Source organism: Allobosea sp. AK1 (assembly GCF_006714945.1).
Lineage (GTDB): Bacteria > Pseudomonadota > Alphaproteobacteria > Rhizobiales > Beijerinckiaceae > Allobosea > Allobosea robiniae.
Genome location: NZ_VFMG01000001.1, coordinates 2,230,756 through 2,251,269 on the forward strand (window position 1 = coordinate 2,230,756; position 20,514 = coordinate 2,251,269).

Sequence of the window (20,514 nt, forward strand, 5' to 3'; positions counted from 1 at the left end):
CTTGAACACCGCACTGCACGAACAAAGACGTGGATGGTCGGGACAGGCCCGACCATGACGGAGAGGCTCGTCGCTTGAGATTATCCTCAGGCCCACTCGCCCTTGCGGAACACCGGCACGCGGCGGCCGTCTTCGTGGACGCCGTCGATATCGACTTCGCCGGAGCCGATCATCCAGTCGATATGGATCAGGCTCTTGTTGCCGCCCTGCGCCGCGATCTGCTCCGGCGTCAGGTTCGCGCCGTCGACGAAGCATTTCGAATAGCACTGCCCGAGCGCGATATGGCAGGACGCATTCTCGTCGAAGAGCGTGTTGTAGAACAGGATGCCGCTCTTCGAGATCGGCGAGGAATTCGGCACCAGCGCGACTTCGCCGAGCCGGCGCGAGCCGTCATCGGTGTCGAGAACCTTGTTCAGTACGGCCTCGCCGCGCGAGGCCTTGGCCTCGACGATCCGCCCGCCCTCGAAGCGCACCTGGATCTCGTCGATTAGCGAGCCCTGATAGGACAGCGGCTTGGTGCTCGAGACATGGCCATCCACACGGCGCGCATGCGGCGTGGTGAAGACCTCCTCGGTCGGGATGTTCGGGTTGCAGACGATGCCGTTCTTGGCCGGCGAGGCCCCGCCCTGCCAGTCATGGCCGTCGGCGAGCCCCACGGTCAGATCGGAGCCCGGCCCGGTGAAGTGCAGCGAGGCGAAGCGCTGGCCATTGAGCCAGTCTCGCCGCGTCCGCAGCGCCGCGTTATGCGCAGCCCAGGCCGCGACCGGATCAGCCTGATCGATGCGCGAGGCCGAGAAGATCGCCTCCGCCAACTTGCCGACCGCGACCTCCTCGGCATCATCCGGGAAGACCTGCTTCGCCCAGGCCGCACTGGGATAGGCCAGGATGTTCCAGTTGATGTCGAAGCCGGCGATCTTCTCCAGCGCCGGCTGATAGGCGAGCGAATTCGCCTTGCTGGCGCGCCCGACCTTGGCCGGATCCTCGTTCGCCAGCAGCATCGGGTTGTCGCCGACGATGGCAAGCCGGGCGGTATTGGCGGAAAAGGCCTCGGCGACGCCCTTGTAGAGCCAGGCCGGCGCCTTGTCGAAGCTCGCATCCGGCGCAAAGCGATAGCGCGCGAGCGTGACCTCCTCGTCGGCCAGCATCGGCGTGACGATGCCGGCGCCGGCCTTGTACGCGTGCGCGGCGATCAGCCGGACCAGCGGCAGCGCCGCGACCGGCGCGGTCAGGAACAGGTCCTGCCCCGGCTGGAGATTGAGGCCGACGCGGATGGCGACCTCGGCCAGCTTGTCGAGCTTGGCGGGATCGATGGCAGAGGGGCGCTGATCTTGCGGGCGCTGGTGAACAGTCATGGCACTCGACCTGTCGGATTCGGGGTTGCCGCCATTGCTGGCCCAAATCGTCGCCGGGTCAACCACCGCGGCGGCAAGGCCGCCATCTGCTGACCGTGCGATGGTCTTTCAGCCCTCGGCGTCGTCCACCCGGAGCATCCGCCTGAGCTTGCTCGCGCGCAGCAGATGGCTGCGCATCAGCGCCGAGGCGACCTCGTTCTCGCCCGCCTCCAGATGGTCGAGCATGGCCATGTGCTCGGCGCAGTTCACCCGCACGCGCTCCATGCCCTGGTCCCAGTCGTAATTCGACAGGCGCCGGAGCTGGTTCTGGCGCCGCATCGCCGAATGGAAGAAGCGGTTGCCGGTGGCGGCGGCCAGCCCCTCGTGGAAATCGGCATTCATTTCATAGAAGGCGATGCTCGACGATTCCCGCCAGGGCCGCTTGAGCGACTCGACATGCCGCGCCCGCATCTCGGCGATCCAGCCGGGATCGAGCTGGAAATCGGGCTCCAGCATCGCCATCGGCTCGATCAGCAGGCGGAACCGGTAGCTCTCGTCGCGCAGGCGCTGGTCGCGCGGCTCGTGCAGGAAGCGCCAGCCATAGCCCGGCTTGCGCTCGACCATGTCGAGATCGGCGAGACGCGCGAGCAGCTTCTGCGCCTCGGGCCGGCCGAGCTCGTAGCGCCGCATCACCTCAAGCTCCGAAACCTCGTCCGGCAGCAAGCCGTTCTCACGCTCATGTGCCAGCTTGACCATGGCGAGATCGACCGTCTCCGGCGCTCGGGCGCTCTCGCTCGCGGCCGGCAGGCTGATGAGCTCGATGCCCTTGTTGAGATGCCGGCGCACCACGCCCTGCTCGGCGAGGTGGTCCAGCGCGGCACGTACGGGCGTGCGTGACACCCCGAGCCGCTTCGCTGTCGCGTTCTCGTTGAGCCAGGCACCGGCTGCCAGCGCATCGTCACGCACGAGCTGCAGGATGCGGTCGGCGATCTCCTGTTGCAGCCGGGTCGGCGCCGCCATCGGAAAAGACCTTGATTGTTTTAGTTCGGGATGAAATACACTACAGCACGATTTCTCGCCAGCATACCGGAAAGATGAGCGCCATGGTCCAGCCCTGCCCCTTCGTCGACGTGTCGGGCACGCCCTATGAGCGCGGCCGCCAGCATGGTGCAGCCGTCCCGCAGCGCGTCAAGCGCTCGATCGAGCTCTATGGCGGCCAGCTCGGCGAGCTCGGTTACGACACTGCGGCGAAATCGGCGCTGATCGCCGAATTCGCCAGGGAGATCGAGCATTTCGGCGCGCATTACATCGAGGAGATGCGCGGCATCGCCGACGGTGCCGGCGTCGCGCTCGAAGACATCGTCATGGTCAATGCCCGCACCGAGGTCATCGCCAAGGCCCGCCTCGTCAAGAACAAGCCGATCGAGGCCCAGGAAGAGCTCGACGATGGCTGCACCGGCGCGATCATCCTGCCGGAGCGCAGCGCCTCGGGCGAATTGATCCACGGCCAGAACTGGGACTGGAAGGCGGAATGCGCGGAGACCGCGATCGTGCTGCGCGTGCGCCGCGACGACGGGCCGGACTTCCTGACCTTCGTCGAAGCCGGCGGCCTCGCCCGCTGCGGTATGAACGCGGCCGGCATCTCGATCACCGCCAACTATCTCGAATCCGAGCGTGACTTCACCCAGGCCGGCGTGCCGCTCGCCCTGATCCGCCGCAAGGTGCTGGAGCAGGAGCATCTCGCCTTCGCGATCAAGGCCGTGGCGACGACGCCGAAGGCCTGCTCGAACAACATGATGCTCTCGACCGTGAAGGGTTTTGGCATCGATTTCGAATGCGCCCCGGACGAGGCCTTCCCGCTCTATCCGCAGGACGGCATGATCGTTCACGCCAACCACTGGGTCGGCCAGATCGCGCTGACCAAGATCAAGGACACCGGCATCCCGCGCGTGCCGGAGAGCTTCTATCGCGACTGGCGCGTCCGCAAGCTGCTCGACGAGGCCGGCCGCAAGCTGACCGTCGACGACCTCAAGCAGGCCTTCTTCGACGATTTCCTGGCGCCTCATTCGGTCTGCCGCCCGGTGCGTCCGAACGAGGCCGGCAATCTCTCGGCCACCGTCGCCATGGTGATCATGCAGCCGGCGAAGGGGATCATGGAGGTCGCGCCGCTGCCGGCCCAGAACCGCGTCTTCACGCGCTACAGCCTGACCGAGGAGCCCGTGCTGCTCGCCGAAGCGGCGGAATAAGCCGGCAACACCGCGTCACAACCGAAAAACAACAGGGGAATAGGATGCGCCGAACCACCAAGACCGTCCTCGCCGCTGCACTTTTGTGTGGCGGCCTCGTCCCGGCCGCCGGGGCGAGTACGCTCAAGATCCAGTTGCGTGCCGACATCCGCTCGATCAATCCGGGCGTCAATCGCGACGCCAATACCGACGGCGTCGTCGTACAGATGGTCGAGGGCCTCGTCGCCTATGGCGAGGACGCCCTGCCGAAGCCATTGCTGGCCGAGAAGGTCGGCATCTCCCCGGACGGGAAGACTTATACCTTCACGCTGCGCCAGGGTGTGAAATTCCATAACGGAGCCGCCCTGACCTCGGCCGACGTGCTATGGAGCTGGAACCGCTACATGGATCCGAAGACCGACTGGCGCTGCCTCTCGGAATTCGACGGCCGCGGCCAGGTCAAGGTCGAGAAGATCTCGGCACCTGATGACAAGACCGTCGTCTTCGACCTGGACAAGCCGAGCGCGCTCTTCCTTGCCGCGCTTGCCCGCACCGACTGCGCCATGACCGGCATCCTCCACAAGGATTCGCTCAAGGCCGACGGCTCCTTCGATAAGCCGATCGGCACCGGCCCGTTCAAGTTCGCCGAGTGGAAGCGCGGCGAGTACATCCGGCTCGAGCGCTTCGCCGATTACGCCTCGCTGCCCGGCAAGATCGACGGCTTGACCGGCGCCAAGAAGCCGCTGGTCGACGAGGTCCGCTTCCTCGTCATTCCCGACAACTCAACCGCCAAGGCCGCGCTGCTGAAGGGCGATATCGATATCGTTCCGGACATCGCCAATACCGATATCGCCGAGCTCAAGAAGAACGACAAGGTCAAGACCTCCGTCGTCTCCAGCATGGGCCTCGTCGGTCTGATCATCCAGACGCGCGATCCGCTGCTGCAGAACGTCAAGCTGCGCCAGGCCATGGCCGCTGCGATCGACTCCAAGGAGCTGGTTGGTGCCGTCACCGACGGCATCGGCTCGCCCAACAACTCGATCGTGCCGGCGCTGTCCGCCTATTACGGACCGGTCCAGAAGCAGGGCTGGAAATACGACCCTGCCGCCGCGAAGAAGCTCCTGAGCGAAGCGGGCTACAAGGGCGAGAAGATCGTGATGCTCGCCAACAAGCGCTATCCCGAGAGCTTCGACGCCGCCGTCGTCGCCCAGCAGATGCTGCAGGCCGTCGGCTTCAACATCGAGATCGAGGTGCTGGAATGGGCGACGCAGCTCGACCGCTACAGCAAGGGCAACTACACGATCCAGGCCTTCCCCTATTCGGGTCGCATGGACCCCGCCCTGAGCTACGAGTCGATGACCGGCCCGAAGGACAAGCAGCCGCGCAAGCTCTGGGACAATCCGGAGGTGCAGGCCCTGCTCGACAAGTCCATGGTCGTCAACGATAAGGCCGAGCGCCAGAAGATCTTCGACGAATTGCACAAGCGCTTCATCAACGATGTCCCGATGGTGATGCTCTATAACGGCATCGTCGGCGGCGCGATCAGCAGCAAGACCAAGGGCTATGTCTCGACGCTGAGCTCGCTGCCCCGCGCCTGGGAAGTCAGCACCGGCCAGTAAGCCGCCACCTCGCCTTCGCGACCTCCGACAGCACGGCATGCCTCACGGGGCATGCCCGACGACAAGACAACGAGGGAACGGGAATGATCCGCTTTTCGGCCTCTGCGCTGGCGCTCGCGCTGCTTGGCGGCGCAGTTCAGGCGCAGACCATCAATGTCGCGCTCAATGCCGACATCCGCTCGACAAATCCGGGCGTCAATCGCGACGACAACACCGATGCCGTGGTGCTGCACATGGTCGAGGGCCTCGTCGGCTATCGCGAAAACGGTGCGGTCGCGCCCCTGCTCGCGGAAAAGATCGACATCTCGCCGGACGGGCTGACCTACACCTTCCACCTGCGCAAGGGCGTGAAGTTCCATAACGGCGCCGAGATGAGCTCGGCCGACGTGTTGTGGAGCTGGAACCGCTACATGGACGCGAAGACCGACTGGCGCTGCAAGCCGGAATTCGACGGCCGCATCGGGCTGAAGGTCACGGAAGCGACCGCTCCCGACGCATCGACCTTCGTGATGAAGCTGGAGAAGCCGAGCGCGCTCTTCCTGGACACCATGGCCCGCACCGACTGCGCGATGGTCGCGATCCTGCACAAGGACTCGCTCAAGCCCGACGGTAGCTGGGACAAGCCGGTCGGCACCGGTCCGTTCCAGCTCGCCGACTGGCGCCGCGGCGAATTCGTCCTGCTCAAGCGCTTCGATGGCTATGTCTCGCCACCCGGTGACAAGCGCGACGGCTATGTAGGCTCGAAGCGCCCGCTTGCGGCCGAGGTCAAGTTCCTCGCCATCGCCGATGGCGCGACCGTCAAGGCCGGTCTGATCTCGGGCGCGCTCGACGTCGCCGACGTGCCGGACGAGGACGTGCCGGAAATGAAGAAGAGCGGCCTGCAGGTGCTGACCGCACCCAGCGCCACCAAGCACGGCATCCTGCTGCAGAGCCGCGACCCGCTGCTCAGCGATGTCCGCATGCGCCAGGCGATCATGGCGGCGCTCGACCATGACGAAATCGTCGGCGCCGTCTCGAACGGTCTCGGCAAGACCAACAACTCGGCGGTCTACGTCACCTCGCCCTACTATGACGAGGTCCAGAAGAAGCGCTACACGCACGACCCCGCTCGCGTGAAGAAGCTGCTTGCCGAAGCCGGCTACAAGGGCGAGACGATCAAGCTGGTCGCCAACAAGCGCTCGACCGTGCCGAGCTATCCCATCGCGATCATGGCGCAGGCGATGCTGCAGGCCGCCGGCATCAAGGCCGATATCGAGATCCTGGAATGGGCGACCCAGCTCGACCGCTTCTCGAAGGGCAACTACCAGATGATGTCCTTCAGCTACTCCGCCCGCATCGACCCCGCCCAGAGCTACAATCAGTTCTCCGGCCCGAAGGACAAATTGCCTTCCAAGGTCTGGGACAACCGCGAGGCCGACGCCCTGATCGAGAAGGCGACGCTCGTCAGTGACGAGGCCGAGCGCCGGAAGATCTTCGACCAGCTCCATGTGATGATGCTGGCCGATGCGCCGCTGATCTTCCTCTACAACCAGGTCGATACCGCCGTGGTCTCGAAGCGCCTGCAGGGCTTCGCGCCCTGGGTCGCCTCGAAGCCGCGCCTCTGGGAAGTCGCCGTCGCCAAGTAAGGGTGGCGGTCGTTCAGCCCGGCTCGATCGGGGCCGGGCCGACGGGCGCGCCCTTGACGATATGGGTCGCGATCAGGGCCGCCAGCCGCCCCGCATCGCGCGCCTTCAGGGCCGCCATCATCTCGTAATGCTCGCGGTCGCTCTTCTGGAGCAGTTCATGCGAGCTCCAGACCGTGATCTGCGAGCCGCGTCCGCGGTCCCGCAGGGCCCAGATCATCTCCTCCAGCACGGCATTGCCGCAAAAGGAGTACATGAATTGATGAAAGGCGCGGTTGATCTCGCTCTGCTCGGTGCGGCTCCCGGTCAGGACCGCGGCGGAGAATTGCGCCGCGAGCGCGTCCAGCCGCGCGATCGCGGCGGCGTCGATCCGCGCGACGATGCCGTCCGCCGTCGCTTTCTCCAGGATGATCCGCGCCGCGAGGATCTCCTCATAGGTCTTCAGGTCGACCTCGGCGACGCGATAGCCCCGGTTCGGGACATGCTCGATCGTCTTGCGCACCGCGAGCTCGTCCAGCGCACTGCGCACGTCGAAGCGCGTCGCCTCGAAGCGCTCCTCGAGATCGATCTGACGCAGCCATTCGCCCGGCCTGAACGCGCGCAAGCGGATCGCCTGCGCGATTTCGTTGGCGAGCATCGCCCGCCGCGTGCTGGTGTTCTTGCGTTTCCGCTCGGACGTCATGGCAGGCTCTCTAAAGCATTTTCGAGCGGAGTGGACATCGGTTCGCGTGGAAAACCGAAGGCCCGCGTCAGCGAATATGCGACAAAACAATGCTCTAGCAGGATTCGCGCAGGCTGGAAGAAGTTGGTTGCGAAGCGGACCATACCATGCAACATAATTGGCGCCAATAATTTCGCCAGAGGAGAAACGCCGTGAACGCCGTGGCTGAACAGACCGCCAAACCCGATGTCGAGGCGGCCGCGCGCGCGAAGGCGCTCTACGATTACGGCCCGACCCCGATCTATGCCTCGAAGCACGATCCGCGCTTCGCCTATTGCCTCTATGTCCCGCCGACGCTGGGCCAGGGTGGTGAGAAGCCCGAGCTGATCGTGGCGATGCACGGCACCGGCCGCGGCTTCACCGGCTATCGCGACGCCTTCTCGGCCTTCGCCCGCTGGAACAACTGCATCATCCTGGCGCCGCTCTTCCCGATCGGCGTGATGGGCGACGACAACAAGGACGGCTTCAAGTACATGCGCGAGGGCAACCTCCGCTATGATCATGTGCTGCTCGCCATCGTCGAGGAGGTCTCTCGGCGTTATGGCGTCGCCTTCGATCGTTTCGGCCTGTTCGGCTATTCCGGCGGCGGCCATTTCGCCCATCGCTTCCTGATGCTGCAGCCAAACAAGCTCTGGGGCGTCTCGATCGGCGCGCCGGGCTCGGTCACCCTGCTCGATCCCAGCCGCGACTGGTGGGTCGGCACGCGCAACTTCGCCGCGCTCTTCGGCCAGGAGCTCGACATCCCCGCGATGAAGCAGGTCGCAGTGCAGATGATCGTCGGCGCCGCCGATCTCGAGACCTGGGAGATCACCCACAAGCCGGGCGGCCGCAACTGGATGCCGGACGCCAACCATGCCGGCACCAACCGGCCGGAGCGGCTGGCCACCCTGCGCGACAACTTCGCCGAGAACGGCATCAAGGCCCGCTTCGACCTCGTGCCGAACACGCCGCATGACGGCGTCAAGGTCGTGCCGATGGTCGAGGACTTCTTCGCCGGCGAGCTTCGCCGGATCCGCACCGCCCGCAAGGCCGGCTGAACGATCATAAGAACAACAGGGGAAACATCATGAAGCGCTTCCTTGTCTCCGCCGCCGCGCTCGCCCTCTCGGCCGGCGCCCTCCAGGCCCAGACGCTGACGGCCGTGCTCAACGCCGATATCCGCTCGACCAATCCCGGCGTGAACCGCGACGGCAATACCGATTCCGTCGTGCTTCACATGGTCGAGGGCCTCGTCGGCTATGCCGAGGACGGCTCGGTCGGCCCGCTGCTCGCCGAGAAGGTCGAGATCTCGCCTGATGGCAAGACCTACACCTTCCGCCTGCGCAAGGGCGTGAAGTTCCATAACGGCGCGACCATGACCTCGGCCGACGTGCTGTGGAGCTGGAACCGCTACATGGACCCGAAGACCGACTGGCGCTGCCTCTCGGATTTCGACGGGCGCAACGGCCTCAAGGTCGAGAAGATCTCGGCTCCGGATGCCGACACCGTCGTGATGGAGATCAACGAGCCGAACGGCCTCTTCCTCGACTCGCTCGCCCGCGCCGATTGCGGCGGCACCGCCGTGATCCACAAGGATTCGGTCAAGGCCGATGGCAGCTGGGACAAGCCGATCGGCACCGGCCCGTTCATGCTAGGCGACTGGAAGCGCGGCCAATCGGTCCAGCTTCTCGCCTTCGACCAGTATGTCTCGCCCAAGGGCGACAAGCGCGACGGCTATATCGGCTCGAAGCGCCCGCTGGTGAAGGAAGCCCGCTTCATGGTCATTCCCGACGCGGCGACGGTGAAGGCGGGCCTGCTCTCAGGCTCGCTCGACATGGCGCTGATGCCGGAATCGGACGTTCCCGATCTCAAGAACGCGCCGAACCTCACCCTCGCGATCGCGCCGAACCCGGTGCGCCACAGCCTGATCATCCAGACGCGCGATCCCGTCATGAAGAACCAGGCCCTGCGCCAGGCGATCGCCGCCGCGATCGATTTCCCTGAACTCGTCGCCAATGTCTCGAACGGCCTCGGCAAGCCCAACAATTCGCCGGTCTACACGACCTCGAAATACTATGGCGATGTCGAGAAGCAGGGTTTCAAATACGATCCCGCCGCCGCCAAGGCCCTGCTGCAGAAGGCCGGCTACAAGGGCGAGAAGATCACGATCCTCGCCAACAAGCGCTCCTCGGTGCCGAGCTTCAACACCGCCGTCATCGCCCAGGCGATGATGCAGGCGGTCGGCATCAATGCCGAGATCGAGGTGCTGGAATGGGCGACGCAGCTCGATCGCTACAACAAGGGCAACTACCAGATGCAGTCCTTCTCCTATTCGAGCCGCTTCGACCCCGCGCTCGGATTCGAGCAGATCGCCGGCCCGAAGGACAAGCAGCCGCGCAAGATCTGGGAGGAGCCGGAGGCGCTCGCCCTGATCCAGAAGTCGATGGTGGTGACCGATACCGCCGAGCGTCAGAAGATCTTCGACGACCTGCACAAGCGCTTCATCGACGAGGTCCCGACCATCTTCACCCATAACGACCTCGACATCATCGCCCATTCCAAGAAGGTGAGCGGCGTGACGCCCTGGGCGTCCCAGTTGCGCCTCTGGGAAGTCAGCGTCGCGAAGTGAGGCGATTGCCGGCTCCGCCATCCGGTGGAGCCGGCCTTGAGCATTTTCGAGCGAAGCGAGCCCCGATTCGCATAGAAGAAGATGCGGGAATGCTCTGAGGCTTGGGAGGGCCTTTGATGTTTCGATTTGCGCTGACACGGATAGGGATGGCTTTGCCGACGCTGCTGATCGTGGCGGTGTCGGTCTTCGTGCTGATCCGTCTGATCCCGGGCGATCCGGCCCAGTTGATGCTGGGTGATCTCGCGACGCCGGCGAGTCTGGCCGATCTCAGAGCCCGGCTCGGGCTCGACCAGTCTTTGCCGGTGCAGTTCGGCATCTGGATCGGCAATGTCCTGACCGGCGATTTCGGCCAGTCGATCTCGTCGCAGCAGGCGGTGCTGCCGCTGATCCTGCAGCGCTTCTGGATCTCGGCCCAGATCGTGCTCGTCGCGGTCTTGCTGGCGAGCTGCGTCGCGGTGCCCGCCGGCGTCATCGCCGCCTGGAAGCAGGATACCGCGCTCGATCTCGGCCTCGTCGCGACCGCGACGCTGCTGCTCTCGATTCCGACCTTCTGGCTGGGTCTCCTGCTCTTGCTGTTCTTCGGGCTCAAGCTCGAATGGCTGCCGGTGGTCGGCTATGTCTCGATCGCCGAGAACCCGTGGGCCGGCATCCTCTATCTGGTCATGCCGATCCTGACGCTGTTCCTGCACGAGATCGGCGTGATCCTGCGCATGGCGCGGGCCTCGACGCTGGAAGTGCTCCGGCTCGACTACATCACCCATGCCCGCGCCAAGGGCCTTTCGGAGCGCGCCGTGCTCTGGCGCCACGCCTTCAAGAACGCCTTCGGCCCGACCTGGACCTTGATCGGCCTCGTGCTCGGCAACCTGCTCGGCGGCATCGCCGTGGTCGAGACGGTCTTCACCATCCCCGGCCTCGGGCGCCTGCTGGTCGATGCGATCTTCGCCCGCGACTATCCGGTGATCCAAGGCTGCATGCTCTTCGTCGCCTTCACCTATGTGCTGGTGAACCTCGTCATCGACCTCTGCTACCCGGTCTTCGATCCAAGGGTGACGGCGCAATGAGCATCGACAGCACAACGACGGGTGGCGCCTCCATGAAGAAGCCCCGCCGCATGAAGCTCCCCGCTCCCAATGCGATCGTCGGCGGCACGCTGATCGGCATCCTGCTGCTCGCCGCCGGTACCGGCGCGCTCTGGACGCCCTATGATCCGCTCAAGCTCTCCTTCCGCGAGAAGCTGGCCGCGCCGAGCGCGCTGCACTGGCTCGGTACCGACGAGTTCGGCCGCGACGTGCTCTCGCGCCTGATGGCGGGGGCTGCGACCTCGGTCTGGATCTCGATCCTGACCGTGACTCTGGCCGTCGTCTTCGGCACGCTGATCGGCCTGTTCTCCGGCTATATGCGCGGCTGGACCGACCGCATCATCATGGCCTTCAACGACGCCTTGCTCGCCTTCCCCGGCATCCTGCTGGCGCTCGGCCTGCTCGCGGTGGTCGGCGCCAACAAATACGGCATCATCGTCGCGCTCGGCATCGCCTATACGCCGTCGGTCGCCCGCGTCGTGCGCGGCACCGTGCTCTCGCTGCGGGAGCGCGAGTTCATCGCGGCCTCGCGCGTGATGGGCAATGCCGAGGCCTTCACCATGGCCCGCCACATCCTGCCGAACTGCATCGCGCCGCTCACCGTACTGGCGACCTCGATGTTCGGCTATGTCCTGCTGGCCGAGAGCGCGCTCTCCTTCCTGGGGCTGGGCGTACCGCCGCCGGCCCCGACCTGGGGCAACATGCTCGCCGGTTCCAGGCCTTATATCGGCCAGGCCGTCTGGCTCGGCATCTTCCCGGGCCTCGCGATCTCGCTGACCCTGCTCGGCATCAACCTGCTCGGCGACGCCGTGCGCGACCGTCTTGACCCGCGGATGAGGGGCTCGCGATGAACACGGCTTCTGCTCCACTCCTCGACGTCGCCGGCCTCACCTTGAAGATCGGCGGCTCCGGCCGGACCGTCGTCAACGACGTCTCCTTCCAGGTCTTCCCCGGCGAGATCGTCGGCATCGTCGGCGAATCCGGTTCGGGCAAGACGCTCGCCGCTCGCGCGGTGATGGGCTTCATCCCGCCGGCGGTGCGGCTCGAAGGCGGCATGATCCGCTTCGACGGCCAGGACGTCATGGCGATGAGCCCGAAGGACCTGCGCGCCATGCGCGGCTCCAAGGTCGGCATGGTCTTCCAGGAGCCGATGACCTCGCTCAACCCCTCGATGCTGATCGGGCGCCAGCTCGACGAGGGGCTGGCCCTGCACCGCAAGCTCGACGCCCCCGCCCGCCGGGCGCTGATCCTGGACATGCTCAGGAGCGTCGGCCTGCGCGATCCGGAAGGCGCGCTCACCGCCTATCCGCATCAGTTCTCCGGCGGCATGCGCCAGCGCATCATGCTGGCCTCGGTGATGCTCTTGAAGCCCGCGCTGCTGCTGGCCGACGAGCCGACCACCGCGCTCGACGCCGTCGTCCAGCGCGACGTGATGGAGCTGATGGTCGAGCTGACCAAGGCCAACCACACCGCCGTGCTGCTGATCTCGCATGATCTCGGCATGGTCGCGCGCTATTGCAGCCGCATCGTCGTGATGTCCCAGGGCGACGTGGTCGAACAGGGCAAGGCCGAGGACATCCTGGCCCGGCCGCAGCACCCCTATACCCGCAAGCTGCTCTCGGCGATGCCGCACCGCTCGCCGGCGCGCCCGCTGCCGGAGGCCAGGACGCCGATCGTCGCGGTCCGCGACCTCGTCGTCGAATATCCCGGCCGGCAGGGCTTCTTCCGCAAGAGTGAGGCCAAGCGCGCGCTGCACGGCATCAGCATCGACGTGCAGCCGGGCGAGGTCGTCGCGGTGGTCGGCGGCTCGGGCTCGGGCAAGACCACGCTCGGCCAATCGATCGCCGGCCTGGTCAGGCCGGCCGGCGGCGAGATCCGCTTCAACGGCAAGCCGATCGAGAAGAGCGACGCCGCCTACTGGGATTATCGCCTCAACTGCCAGATGGTCTTCCAGGACCCCTACTCCTCGCTCGATCCGCGCATGACGATCCGGCAGCTCGTCGCCGAGCCGCTCAGGCTCGTCCCCGACATGAGCCCGGCCGACCGCAAGGCCCGCGTCGCGGAGGTGCTGACCGAGGTCGGCCTGGGCAACGGCTTCGCCGAGCGCTATCCGCACGAGCTCTCCGGCGGCCAGCGCCAGCGCATCGCGATCGCCCGCGCGATCGTGCGCCGACCGAGTTTCGTCATCGCCGACGAGCCGGTCTCGGCGCTCGACGTCACGGTCCGCGCGCAGGTGCTGGAGCTCTTCGACGAACTCCAGAAGAAGCACGGTTTCTCCTGCCTGTTCATCAGCCACGATCTCGGCGTGGTCGAGCAGGTCGCTGACCGCGTCATCGTCATGCAGGACGGACGCATCGTCGAGGAAGGCCCCCGCGACGACATCTTCGACAATCCGACACACCCCTATACCCAGAAGCTCCTCGCAGCCGTCCCGGGCCTCGAAGCCACATCGGAAGGCGGCGTCAGGCTCTTCTGGAGGCGGGCGGAGAACGACCAGGAAATCGTCGGGTGAACGCCCCTCGCCTGAAAGAAACGCGCCGTCATTCCGGGTCAAGCCCGGAATGACGGCGTAAAATCGGGACGATCCAAACCCGAAACAAAGGCGGCCGGAGCGGCGGCCTTCGCGACATTACGCGCCGCGCTTGTCCAGAGGCACGATGAAGAAGCAGATCACGCCCGACAGCGCACAGGCGAACAAGCCGAGGTCGAAGCGGCCGGTGAAGCTCAGCACCATCGCAAAGGCCGATGGGGCCACGACGTAACCGAGGAAGATGACGAGCGTCGCGGCGGCAGACGCCTCCCGAACCAGGCTTGGCGGGCAAGCACGCGCAATTTCGGACAATTGGACGCCGTTCCAGCTGGATACGGTAACGCCGGCGATCGCTGCGATGACGCAGTATATGGGGAAGGACCACTCCGGCGTCGCCAGGGCTAAAGTCAGTGACGTCGCGCCCGACGCCAATCCGATCAGGCGCAACAGGAGCCGCGGAGCTCCCAGGTGATCGGATAGCCAACCGAGAAAGACACGGCCCGCGACGCTCGTAGCTTGCATCAACGCGTAGAGCGCGCCGGCGGTCTCGAGGCTGTAGCCGAGCTGCGAGACCGCATAGGTCATGAGATAGGCGAACCAGATCCCCTGCCCTATGGCCAGGCAGGCACCGGCTGCCGCCAGGCGAAACAACATCGAGGACGCTGCCAGCGTCCTGATCGGCGTCACCAGATTGGAGAGGGAGAGGATGGCGCCGAGCCCGAATTTCAGGCCCCTCTCCCGATCACGATCGAGCGCCTCTCGCATCGGCTGGACACTGGCGATGATGGCAAGCACGAAGACCGCCGATGCCAGGAGGGCGACGCGCCAGCCGTAGGCTGCTGCGAGAGGTGGCAGGGCGAGCCCCGCGATGACCCCGCCGAGGGGCACTCCAGCCTGCTTGATCGAGAAGATCATGCTGCGACGGCCATGAGGTGCCGTCCGATGAAGCACATCGTTACCCGCGGGCGAGGACGGCCCGTAGCCAACTCCGATGAGGAGCGAGGCCATACATGCTGCGATCGTCCAGCTCGGAAGAAAAAGCGCCAGCCCCAGGATTCCGATCATCAGCCCGGCCTGGAGCGCCCGCACGGAGCCCAGAGCTCTCAGATAGGGCGCACCCAGGGCGAGGAAGAGAATCGACCCCAGCGTGTTCAGGCTGGCGAGATAACCCACCACTGAATCCGACCAGCCGCGCTCGGCAGCAAGGATCGGCGCGATCGTGGGAGGGATGCGGCTGAGGAAGGCCGTAGCCATCTGTACCGCAACCATGGTGGCGAGAGCGAGCTGCCATGATGGAGCGGACCCGGTCTCCAAATGCCCAGGTTTCACACGCTCAACTCGCGCCAGCGCAAACAGGCAACGCCGTGACCGTCTTCATCATCCAGCTCCGGGTCGATGTCGGCGCATTCCGATGTCGCGTATTGGCAGCGCGTACGGAAGCGACACCCACTCGGAACATTGGACGGATCGGGCGGCTCACCTTGCAGGGAAAAGTTTTCAGCGACGCGGGGCCCGCCGATCACAGGGGCAGCCGACAGCAAAGCCTGCGTGTAGGGGTGGCGTGGTGCGGCAAAAACCTCGGCGGTCCGCCCGATCTCGACGATCCTCCCGAGATACATGACGATCACACGGTCGCAGATCGACTGCACGACGGCGAGGTCATGGCTGATGAAGAGGTAGGTCAGATCGAACTCCGACTTGAGGTCGCGGAACAGCCTCAGCACGGTCGCCTGGACGGAAACGTCGAGCCCCGACGTGGGTTCGTCGAAAATGACCAGTTCCGGCCCGAGAACCAGGATCCGGGCCAAACCGACCCGTCGCTGCTGGCCGCCGCTGATCTCGTGGGGGTAGAGATCGAGGTGCTCGACGGGCAATCCTACCGCCTTCACGATCTCCCTGACCTTTTCCTCCCGCTTCTCTTTCGGCCAGTCCGTGTGGATGATCAGCGGCTCGTGGAGCGAACGACGCAGCGTCCAGCGCGGGTCGAGGGAAGCCCCAGGATCCTGGTAGACATATTGCAGCCGCGCCCGGATTCGCGCAGCGCGCTTCTGGCCCGGCGAGGCGATCCTCTCGCCGAGCATCCGGACTTCGCCCTCGCTGGGTTCGTGAATGCCCATGAGCGTCTTGCCGAGTGTGGACTTGCCACAGCCGGATTCCCCGACAATGCCTAGGATCTCGCCCGGCTCGACCGCGAAGGAGACATTGTCCAGCGCGCGCAGGCTGCCGACCTGCCGGTTGAGGAAACCCCGGACCGGAAAGTGCCGGGCCAGGTTGTCCACTTCCAGGATCGCGGGATTATCGCGCTCAGACATGCGCACCCTCCGCCTTGGCCAGCCAGGGATGATGACACGCAACGGCGTGGCCATCGGAACCTGTCGTCAGCGCCGGCCTGCTCTCGTGACAGATGTCCGTTGCGCGGGGGCAGCGGGGATTGAAGCGGCAACCGCCGGGAGCCTTGAGCGGGCTTGGGACACCGCCGGGAATTCCGACGGGATCGCGCCCCGGGGAGGGCAGGCTGTCGAGCAGCATGCGGGTATAAGGGTGGCGGGGATCGCCGAAGAACTGTTCGCGCGGAGCGATCTCCGCTGTCTGCCCGGCATACATCACCACGATCCGGTCGCAGATTTCCCAGGCGGCACCGAGGTCATGGGTCGTGAACAGGACGGATACGCCGCGTTCGACGGCCAGCCGGCGCAACAGCCCGAGGATCTGCGCCTGAACCGTCACATCCAAAGCCGTCGTCGGCTCGTCGGCGATGATCATCCGGGGCTGGGGGAGCAGTGCCATGGCGATCATCACGCGCTGACGCTGGCCGCCCGAGAGCTGATGAGGATATTTCGCCAGGATCGCTTTCGGCTGCGGCAGCTGGACCGCATCGAGCATGGCGATCGCGCTGGCCTCGTCGGCCTTCCGCGAGCGGCCAAAACTGCCCGCTCCATCCCGCGGGGCCTTGAAGCGCATCAGGTCCTGGATCTGGGTACCGATCCGGAACAGCGGATTGAAGCTCGCGAAGGGGTCCTGCGGGACGAAGGTCACGACGCGGCCGCGCAGATGTTCGGCCGCCTTGCCCCCCGAGAGCATATCGACACCATCGAGTCGGATATGTCCGCTGTTGATCTCCGTCTGGCCTTCGGGAAGCGTTCCCAGAATCGCACGGGCAAGCGTTGACTTGCCGCAGCCGGATTCTCCGACCAGGCCGACAATCTCTCCCGGCTTCACGCTGATATCGATCCGGTCGAGCACCTTGGCGATGCCCTTTTCGGTTCGGAAGCCCAGGGACAGGGCCTGGATATCGAGAAGATTGCTCATGATCAGACGCTGCGCCGCGTGCGCGGATCGAGAATGTCGCGCAGACCGTCGCCAAAGAGATTGAAGCCCAGCACCGTCAGGAAGATCGCGATGCCCGGAGCGAGTGCGTACCACCAGGCTTCGGGAAGGAACTCGCGGCTCTCGGCAATCATCCGGCCCCATTCGGGCGTGGGCGGCGGCGCTCCAAGCCCGAGAAAGCCCAGCGTTGCCGCGGTGAGAATCGTCGCGCCCATGCCGATCGACGTCCGGACGATGATCGGCGAGGCGATGTTCGGCAGGATATGCAGGACGATGACGCGCCAGGGCGATGCCCCGAGCGCAACGGCGGACTCCACGAAGACCTCGTTTCGCATCGACCGCGTCTCGGCATAGACCAGCCGCGCCCAGAATGGCCAGTAGGTCAGCGAGAGCGCCAGGATGACGTTCTCGATCGATGGCCCGAGCGTCTGCGCGATGGCGATGGCCAGGACGATCTGGGGCACGGCCAGGAAGATCTCGGCAATCCGCATCAGCGCGTCGCTGACCCAGTTCTGGTAGTAGCCGGCGATGAGGCCGATCGGCACGCCGATGACCAGTGCCGAGCCGATAGCGATCCCGGCCAGCATCAACGTGATCCTGGCGCCGAACAGCATGCGGCTGAAGATGTCGCTGCCCATACGGTCGGTGCCGAAAAGAGCGGTGGCCGAGGGCGGTTGAAGTCGGTTTCCGATGTGGAAATCGAAGACATCGTTGGGAAAGGGAGCCAGCAGCGGCGCAAACAGCGCAGCCAGCACCAGAAGGCTCAACAAGCTCAACCCGATGAAAGCGGCCTTGTCCCTGGTGAGGCGCTTGAGGAGATCCATCATGCCGCCCCCCGCGGATCGATCGCGGCCTGCAGCATGTCCACCAGCAGGTTGATGAGGACGAACAAGGCCCCCGTGCAGAGGGTAAAACCCATCACCGCGTTGTAGTCGGACTGCAGGATCGAGCGCACGGCATAGGCGCCGAGACCCGGCCAGTCGAAGACGGTCTCGACCACGACCGCGCCCGCCAGGAGGATGCCGAAGATGAGGCCGAGCTGCGTGACGGTGGCGGTCAATGCCATGCGCAGCACGTATTTCCAGACGATCAGGCGGCGCGGCAGCCCCATCGCCGTCTGGTAGGCTACGGAGGGCGAGCCGATCACGCCGATGACGCCGTTTCGGGTAAAGCGGACGACCGTGGCCGCCGCAGGCAGGGCCAGGGTGAGCGTCGGCAGGACGATGTGCCGGAATGCGGAGCCAATCATCTCGCGATCGCCCTCGATCATCGCATCGACCAGCATGAGCCCCGTCACCGTCTCAGGCGGAAATCCCTCGATGCGACCGGACAGCGGCAGCCACCCGAGCTTCATCGAGAACAGGAACTGGAACTGCATCGCCAGCCAGAAGGACGCCACCGCCAGGCCGGACACCGTCACGACCCGAAGCACGTGGTCGATCCACGAGTTGCGGTGCAGGCCGCAAAGGACCCCGAGGGGGATGCCGATGAAGCCGGCTATCAGGACCGCGAAGATGGTCAGCTCCAGCGTGGCGGGCAGACGCGATTTCAGGTCGTCGATGATGGGCTGCTGGGTGAAGAGGCTGACACCGAGATTGCCCTGCGCGATGTCGCGCAGGTAATTCACGAACTGCACCGGCAATGGCTTGTCGAACCCGAACCGCTCGCGCACCTGTTGCACTTGCTCGGGCGAGGAATTCTCCCCCGCGGCCAGAACCGCGGGGTCGACGGGGATCACGCGCGACAGCACGAACACGATCGCGAGCAGCCCCACGAGCGTCGGCACGAACCAAAGCAATCGGTTCGCCACCATTGACAGCCAGTTCATGGCGATGCCTTCGGTTGGAGAAGTCGAGGACCGCTCAGCGCTTCAGGGATGCCCAGCGAATATCCTGGCCATTGCTGACCGGTGAGAAGCGGATGCCCTCGACCTTGCTCGAATAGGGTCCGTACCAGCGGGTGTTGTAGACGAAGATGCCGGCGGCATCGTCGTTCACCATCTGGGTCATCTCCTCGTAGAGCTTGCGCCGTTCATCCTGGTCTGCCGAGACGAGCGCACGATCGAGCCGTTTGTCGAATTCGGGATTGCTGTAATACGAGAAGGTGCGGGTGCCGTGATAACGCGTGCCATAGAGCTCGCCGACCCAGTTATTCGGATCGACGTAGTAGGTGCTCTTCCATAGCGGCACGATATCCGCCTGCGTGTCGGCCTTGCGCATGCGGGTGGAGACGAGCGACCAGGGCGAGACCTCGACCACGACCTCGACCCCGATCTGGCGCAGGGTGCTCTGGAAGAGCGTGGCCGCCTGCTCCGACTCGCTGAAGCCGGCAAGGGCATTGATGGTGATCGGCCGCAGCGGTTCCGTCACCTTCTTCAGCTCCTCGCGGGCCTTGTCGAGGTTGTAGCTGTAGCCTTTGAGGCCGGGCGGCGTGCCCCAGATGTTGTTCGGGTTCGGCCCCGGATTGCGCGAAACCGAATCCTTCATGATGCTCTTGATGAAGCCGTCATAGTCGAAGGCGTAGGCCAGCGCGCGGCGGAAGTTCGGGTTGTTCATCGGCGGCTTGGTGCAGTTCAGCGCCAGGATGAACACCCGCATCGATTCCTGCTCGATGATCTGCACGTTGCTCGACTGCCGGAGTCGCTGGATCTGATCGTAGGGAAGGTAGCCATCGGCGCCCTGGAAATCACCGCGGATCAGGCCGAGCACGCGCGTGTTCGTCTCGAGAACCGTGCGGAATTCCAGATCGTCGAAAGGCTGACCGGTCCAGCCCGCGAAATGGTCGGCGAAGCGACGTGCGGTGAAGCCCACGGCCGGATCATGCCGGCGCAGGGCATAGGATCCCGAGCCCGCCTCATTCCTGGCGAGCCAGGCCTCGCCCCAGTCGCCATCCTTCTCATTGGCCTTCACCAGCGCGCTGTTGACCACGAGGATGTCGGGCACGGTCGTGAGAAAGATCGCCGATGGGGCATTCAGGTTGAAGACGACGGTGTGCGGGTCGGGCGCCTGTGTTGATCCGGGCTTGATGCTGGCGAGGTAGAGACTGGCCGGGCCCTTCTTGAGGGCGAGGATGCGCTCGATCGAATAGACGACGTCGGCCGATGTCAGCGGCTTGCCATCGTGGAACTTGGCATTCTGCCGCAGCTTGAACGTGTAGACCTTGCCGTCATCCGAGACGGTATGGCTTTCCGCGAGCCATGGGATCATCTTGGGAGGATTGTCGACCCAGCGGTAGAGCCCGTCATAGAGATTGAAGCGCGAGGCGGCGCGGGCCGTGTCGAAAATGGTGTGCGGGTCGAGATTGTCGTACGGGCTGTTGTTCGCGTAGACGAACTTGCCGCCGGCCTGTGCGAGAACTCCCTCGATCGAGAGCGATGCCAGGGCGACCGATCCCGCAACCGCTTTAAGTGCGTCTCTCCGTGTCGTCGTCATGCCGTCCCTCCATTGTTATCG

The 20,514-nt window shown here is 65.2% G+C and carries 17 protein-coding genes; 8 read left to right on the forward strand and 9 right to left on the reverse strand.

Annotated elements, in window-relative coordinates:
- Positions 1–86: 86 nt before the first annotated feature.
- Both FHT98_RS11085 and FHT98_RS11090 read right to left on the reverse strand, forming a co-directional pair.
- Complete coding sequence (locus FHT98_RS11085) at positions 87–1,352, reverse strand: aminopeptidase (protein WP_142114053.1); 1,266 nt, start codon at positions 1,350–1,352, stop codon at positions 87–89.
- Between the two features lie 108 nt (positions 1,353–1,460).
- Positions 1,461–2,351: a GntR family transcriptional regulator gene (locus tag FHT98_RS11090; RefSeq protein WP_142114054.1), complete on the reverse strand. Its 891-nt coding sequence runs from the start codon at positions 2,349–2,351 to the stop codon at positions 1,461–1,463.
- Positions 2,352–2,425: 74 nt separating this feature from the next.
- Between FHT98_RS11090 and FHT98_RS11095 the strand changes: the two genes are divergently transcribed.
- The 3 genes from FHT98_RS11095 to FHT98_RS11105 all read left to right on the forward strand — a co-directional run bounded on the left by FHT98_RS11095 (position 2,426) and on the right by FHT98_RS11105 (position 6,800).
- Positions 2,426–3,577: a C45 family autoproteolytic acyltransferase/hydolase gene (locus tag FHT98_RS11095; protein ID WP_142114055.1), complete on the forward strand. Its 1,152-nt coding sequence runs from the start codon at positions 2,426–2,428 to the stop codon at positions 3,575–3,577.
- Positions 3,578–3,621: 44 nt separating this feature from the next.
- Positions 3,622–5,175 carry an ABC transporter substrate-binding protein gene (locus tag FHT98_RS11100; protein WP_142114056.1) on the forward strand — a complete coding sequence of 518 codons (1,554 nt, stop codon included), beginning with the start codon at positions 3,622–3,624 and terminating at the stop codon, positions 5,173–5,175.
- A gap of 83 nt (positions 5,176–5,258) precedes the next feature.
- Positions 5,259–6,800 carry an ABC transporter substrate-binding protein gene (locus FHT98_RS11105; protein WP_142114057.1) on the forward strand — a complete coding sequence of 514 codons (1,542 nt, stop codon included), beginning with the start codon at positions 5,259–5,261 and terminating at the stop codon, positions 6,798–6,800.
- A 13-nt stretch (positions 6,801–6,813) separates the two neighbouring features.
- On the opposite strand, the gene FHT98_RS11110 is transcribed toward FHT98_RS11105, so the two are convergent.
- The gene (locus tag FHT98_RS11110; RefSeq protein WP_142114058.1) at positions 6,814–7,479 is read right to left on the reverse strand and encodes a GntR family transcriptional regulator; all 666 of its coding nucleotides are present in this window, start codon (positions 7,477–7,479) and stop codon (positions 6,814–6,816) included.
- 191 nt (positions 7,480–7,670) lie between these two features.
- Between FHT98_RS11110 and FHT98_RS11115 the strand changes: the two genes are divergently transcribed.
- From FHT98_RS11115 to FHT98_RS11135, 5 genes are all read left to right on the forward strand, one after another.
- On the forward strand, positions 7,671–8,555 hold the full coding sequence (locus tag FHT98_RS11115) for an alpha/beta hydrolase family protein (protein ID WP_248309199.1): 885 nt from the start codon (positions 7,671–7,673) through the stop codon (positions 8,553–8,555).
- A gap of 29 nt (positions 8,556–8,584) precedes the next feature.
- Positions 8,585–10,126, forward strand: a complete 1,542-nt coding sequence (locus FHT98_RS11120) for an ABC transporter substrate-binding protein (RefSeq protein WP_142114059.1) — start codon at positions 8,585–8,587, stop codon at positions 10,124–10,126.
- Between the two features lie 116 nt (positions 10,127–10,242).
- Positions 10,243–11,187 carry an ABC transporter permease gene (locus FHT98_RS11125; RefSeq protein WP_142114060.1) on the forward strand — a complete coding sequence of 315 codons (945 nt, stop codon included), beginning with the start codon at positions 10,243–10,245 and terminating at the stop codon, positions 11,185–11,187.
- Positions 11,188–11,237: 50 nt separating this feature from the next.
- Positions 11,238–12,056, forward strand: coding sequence for an ABC transporter permease (locus tag FHT98_RS11130; RefSeq protein WP_091862023.1), 819 nt, complete (start codon positions 11,238–11,240; stop codon positions 12,054–12,056).
- The gene (locus FHT98_RS11135) at positions 12,053–13,717 is read left to right on the forward strand and encodes an ABC transporter ATP-binding protein (RefSeq protein WP_142114061.1); all 1,665 of its coding nucleotides are present in this window, start codon (positions 12,053–12,055) and stop codon (positions 13,715–13,717) included. Before FHT98_RS11130 ends, FHT98_RS11135 begins: the two co-directional genes overlap by 4 nt.
- A gap of 117 nt (positions 13,718–13,834) precedes the next feature.
- Here FHT98_RS11135 and FHT98_RS11140 read toward each other — a convergent pair whose 3' ends face one another.
- The 6 genes from FHT98_RS11140 to FHT98_RS11165 form a co-directional block, all read right to left on the reverse strand.
- Positions 13,835–14,989 carry an MFS transporter gene (locus FHT98_RS11140; RefSeq protein ID WP_185745129.1) on the reverse strand — a complete coding sequence of 385 codons (1,155 nt, stop codon included), beginning with the start codon at positions 14,987–14,989 and terminating at the stop codon, positions 13,835–13,837.
- 71 nt (positions 14,990–15,060) lie between these two features.
- Positions 15,061–16,047, reverse strand: a complete 987-nt coding sequence (locus FHT98_RS11145) for an ABC transporter ATP-binding protein (RefSeq protein ID WP_142114063.1) — start codon at positions 16,045–16,047, stop codon at positions 15,061–15,063.
- Entirely contained in the window at positions 16,040–17,044 is a 1,005-nt protein-coding gene (locus tag FHT98_RS11150) for an ABC transporter ATP-binding protein (protein ID WP_210244361.1), read from the reverse strand. Before FHT98_RS11150 ends, FHT98_RS11145 begins: the two co-directional genes overlap by 8 nt.
- 2 nt (positions 17,045–17,046) lie before the next feature.
- The gene (locus FHT98_RS11155) at positions 17,047–17,889 is read right to left on the reverse strand and encodes an ABC transporter permease (RefSeq protein ID WP_061965816.1); all 843 of its coding nucleotides are present in this window, start codon (positions 17,887–17,889) and stop codon (positions 17,047–17,049) included.
- Positions 17,886–18,890: an ABC transporter permease gene (locus tag FHT98_RS11160; RefSeq protein ID WP_091861764.1), complete on the reverse strand. Its 1,005-nt coding sequence runs from the start codon at positions 18,888–18,890 to the stop codon at positions 17,886–17,888. Before FHT98_RS11160 ends, FHT98_RS11155 begins: the two co-directional genes overlap by 4 nt.
- A gap of 34 nt (positions 18,891–18,924) precedes the next feature.
- On the reverse strand, positions 18,925–20,493 hold the full coding sequence (locus tag FHT98_RS11165) for an ABC transporter substrate-binding protein (RefSeq protein ID WP_091861767.1): 1,569 nt from the start codon (positions 20,491–20,493) through the stop codon (positions 18,925–18,927).
- Positions 20,494–20,514: the final 21 nt, after the last annotated feature.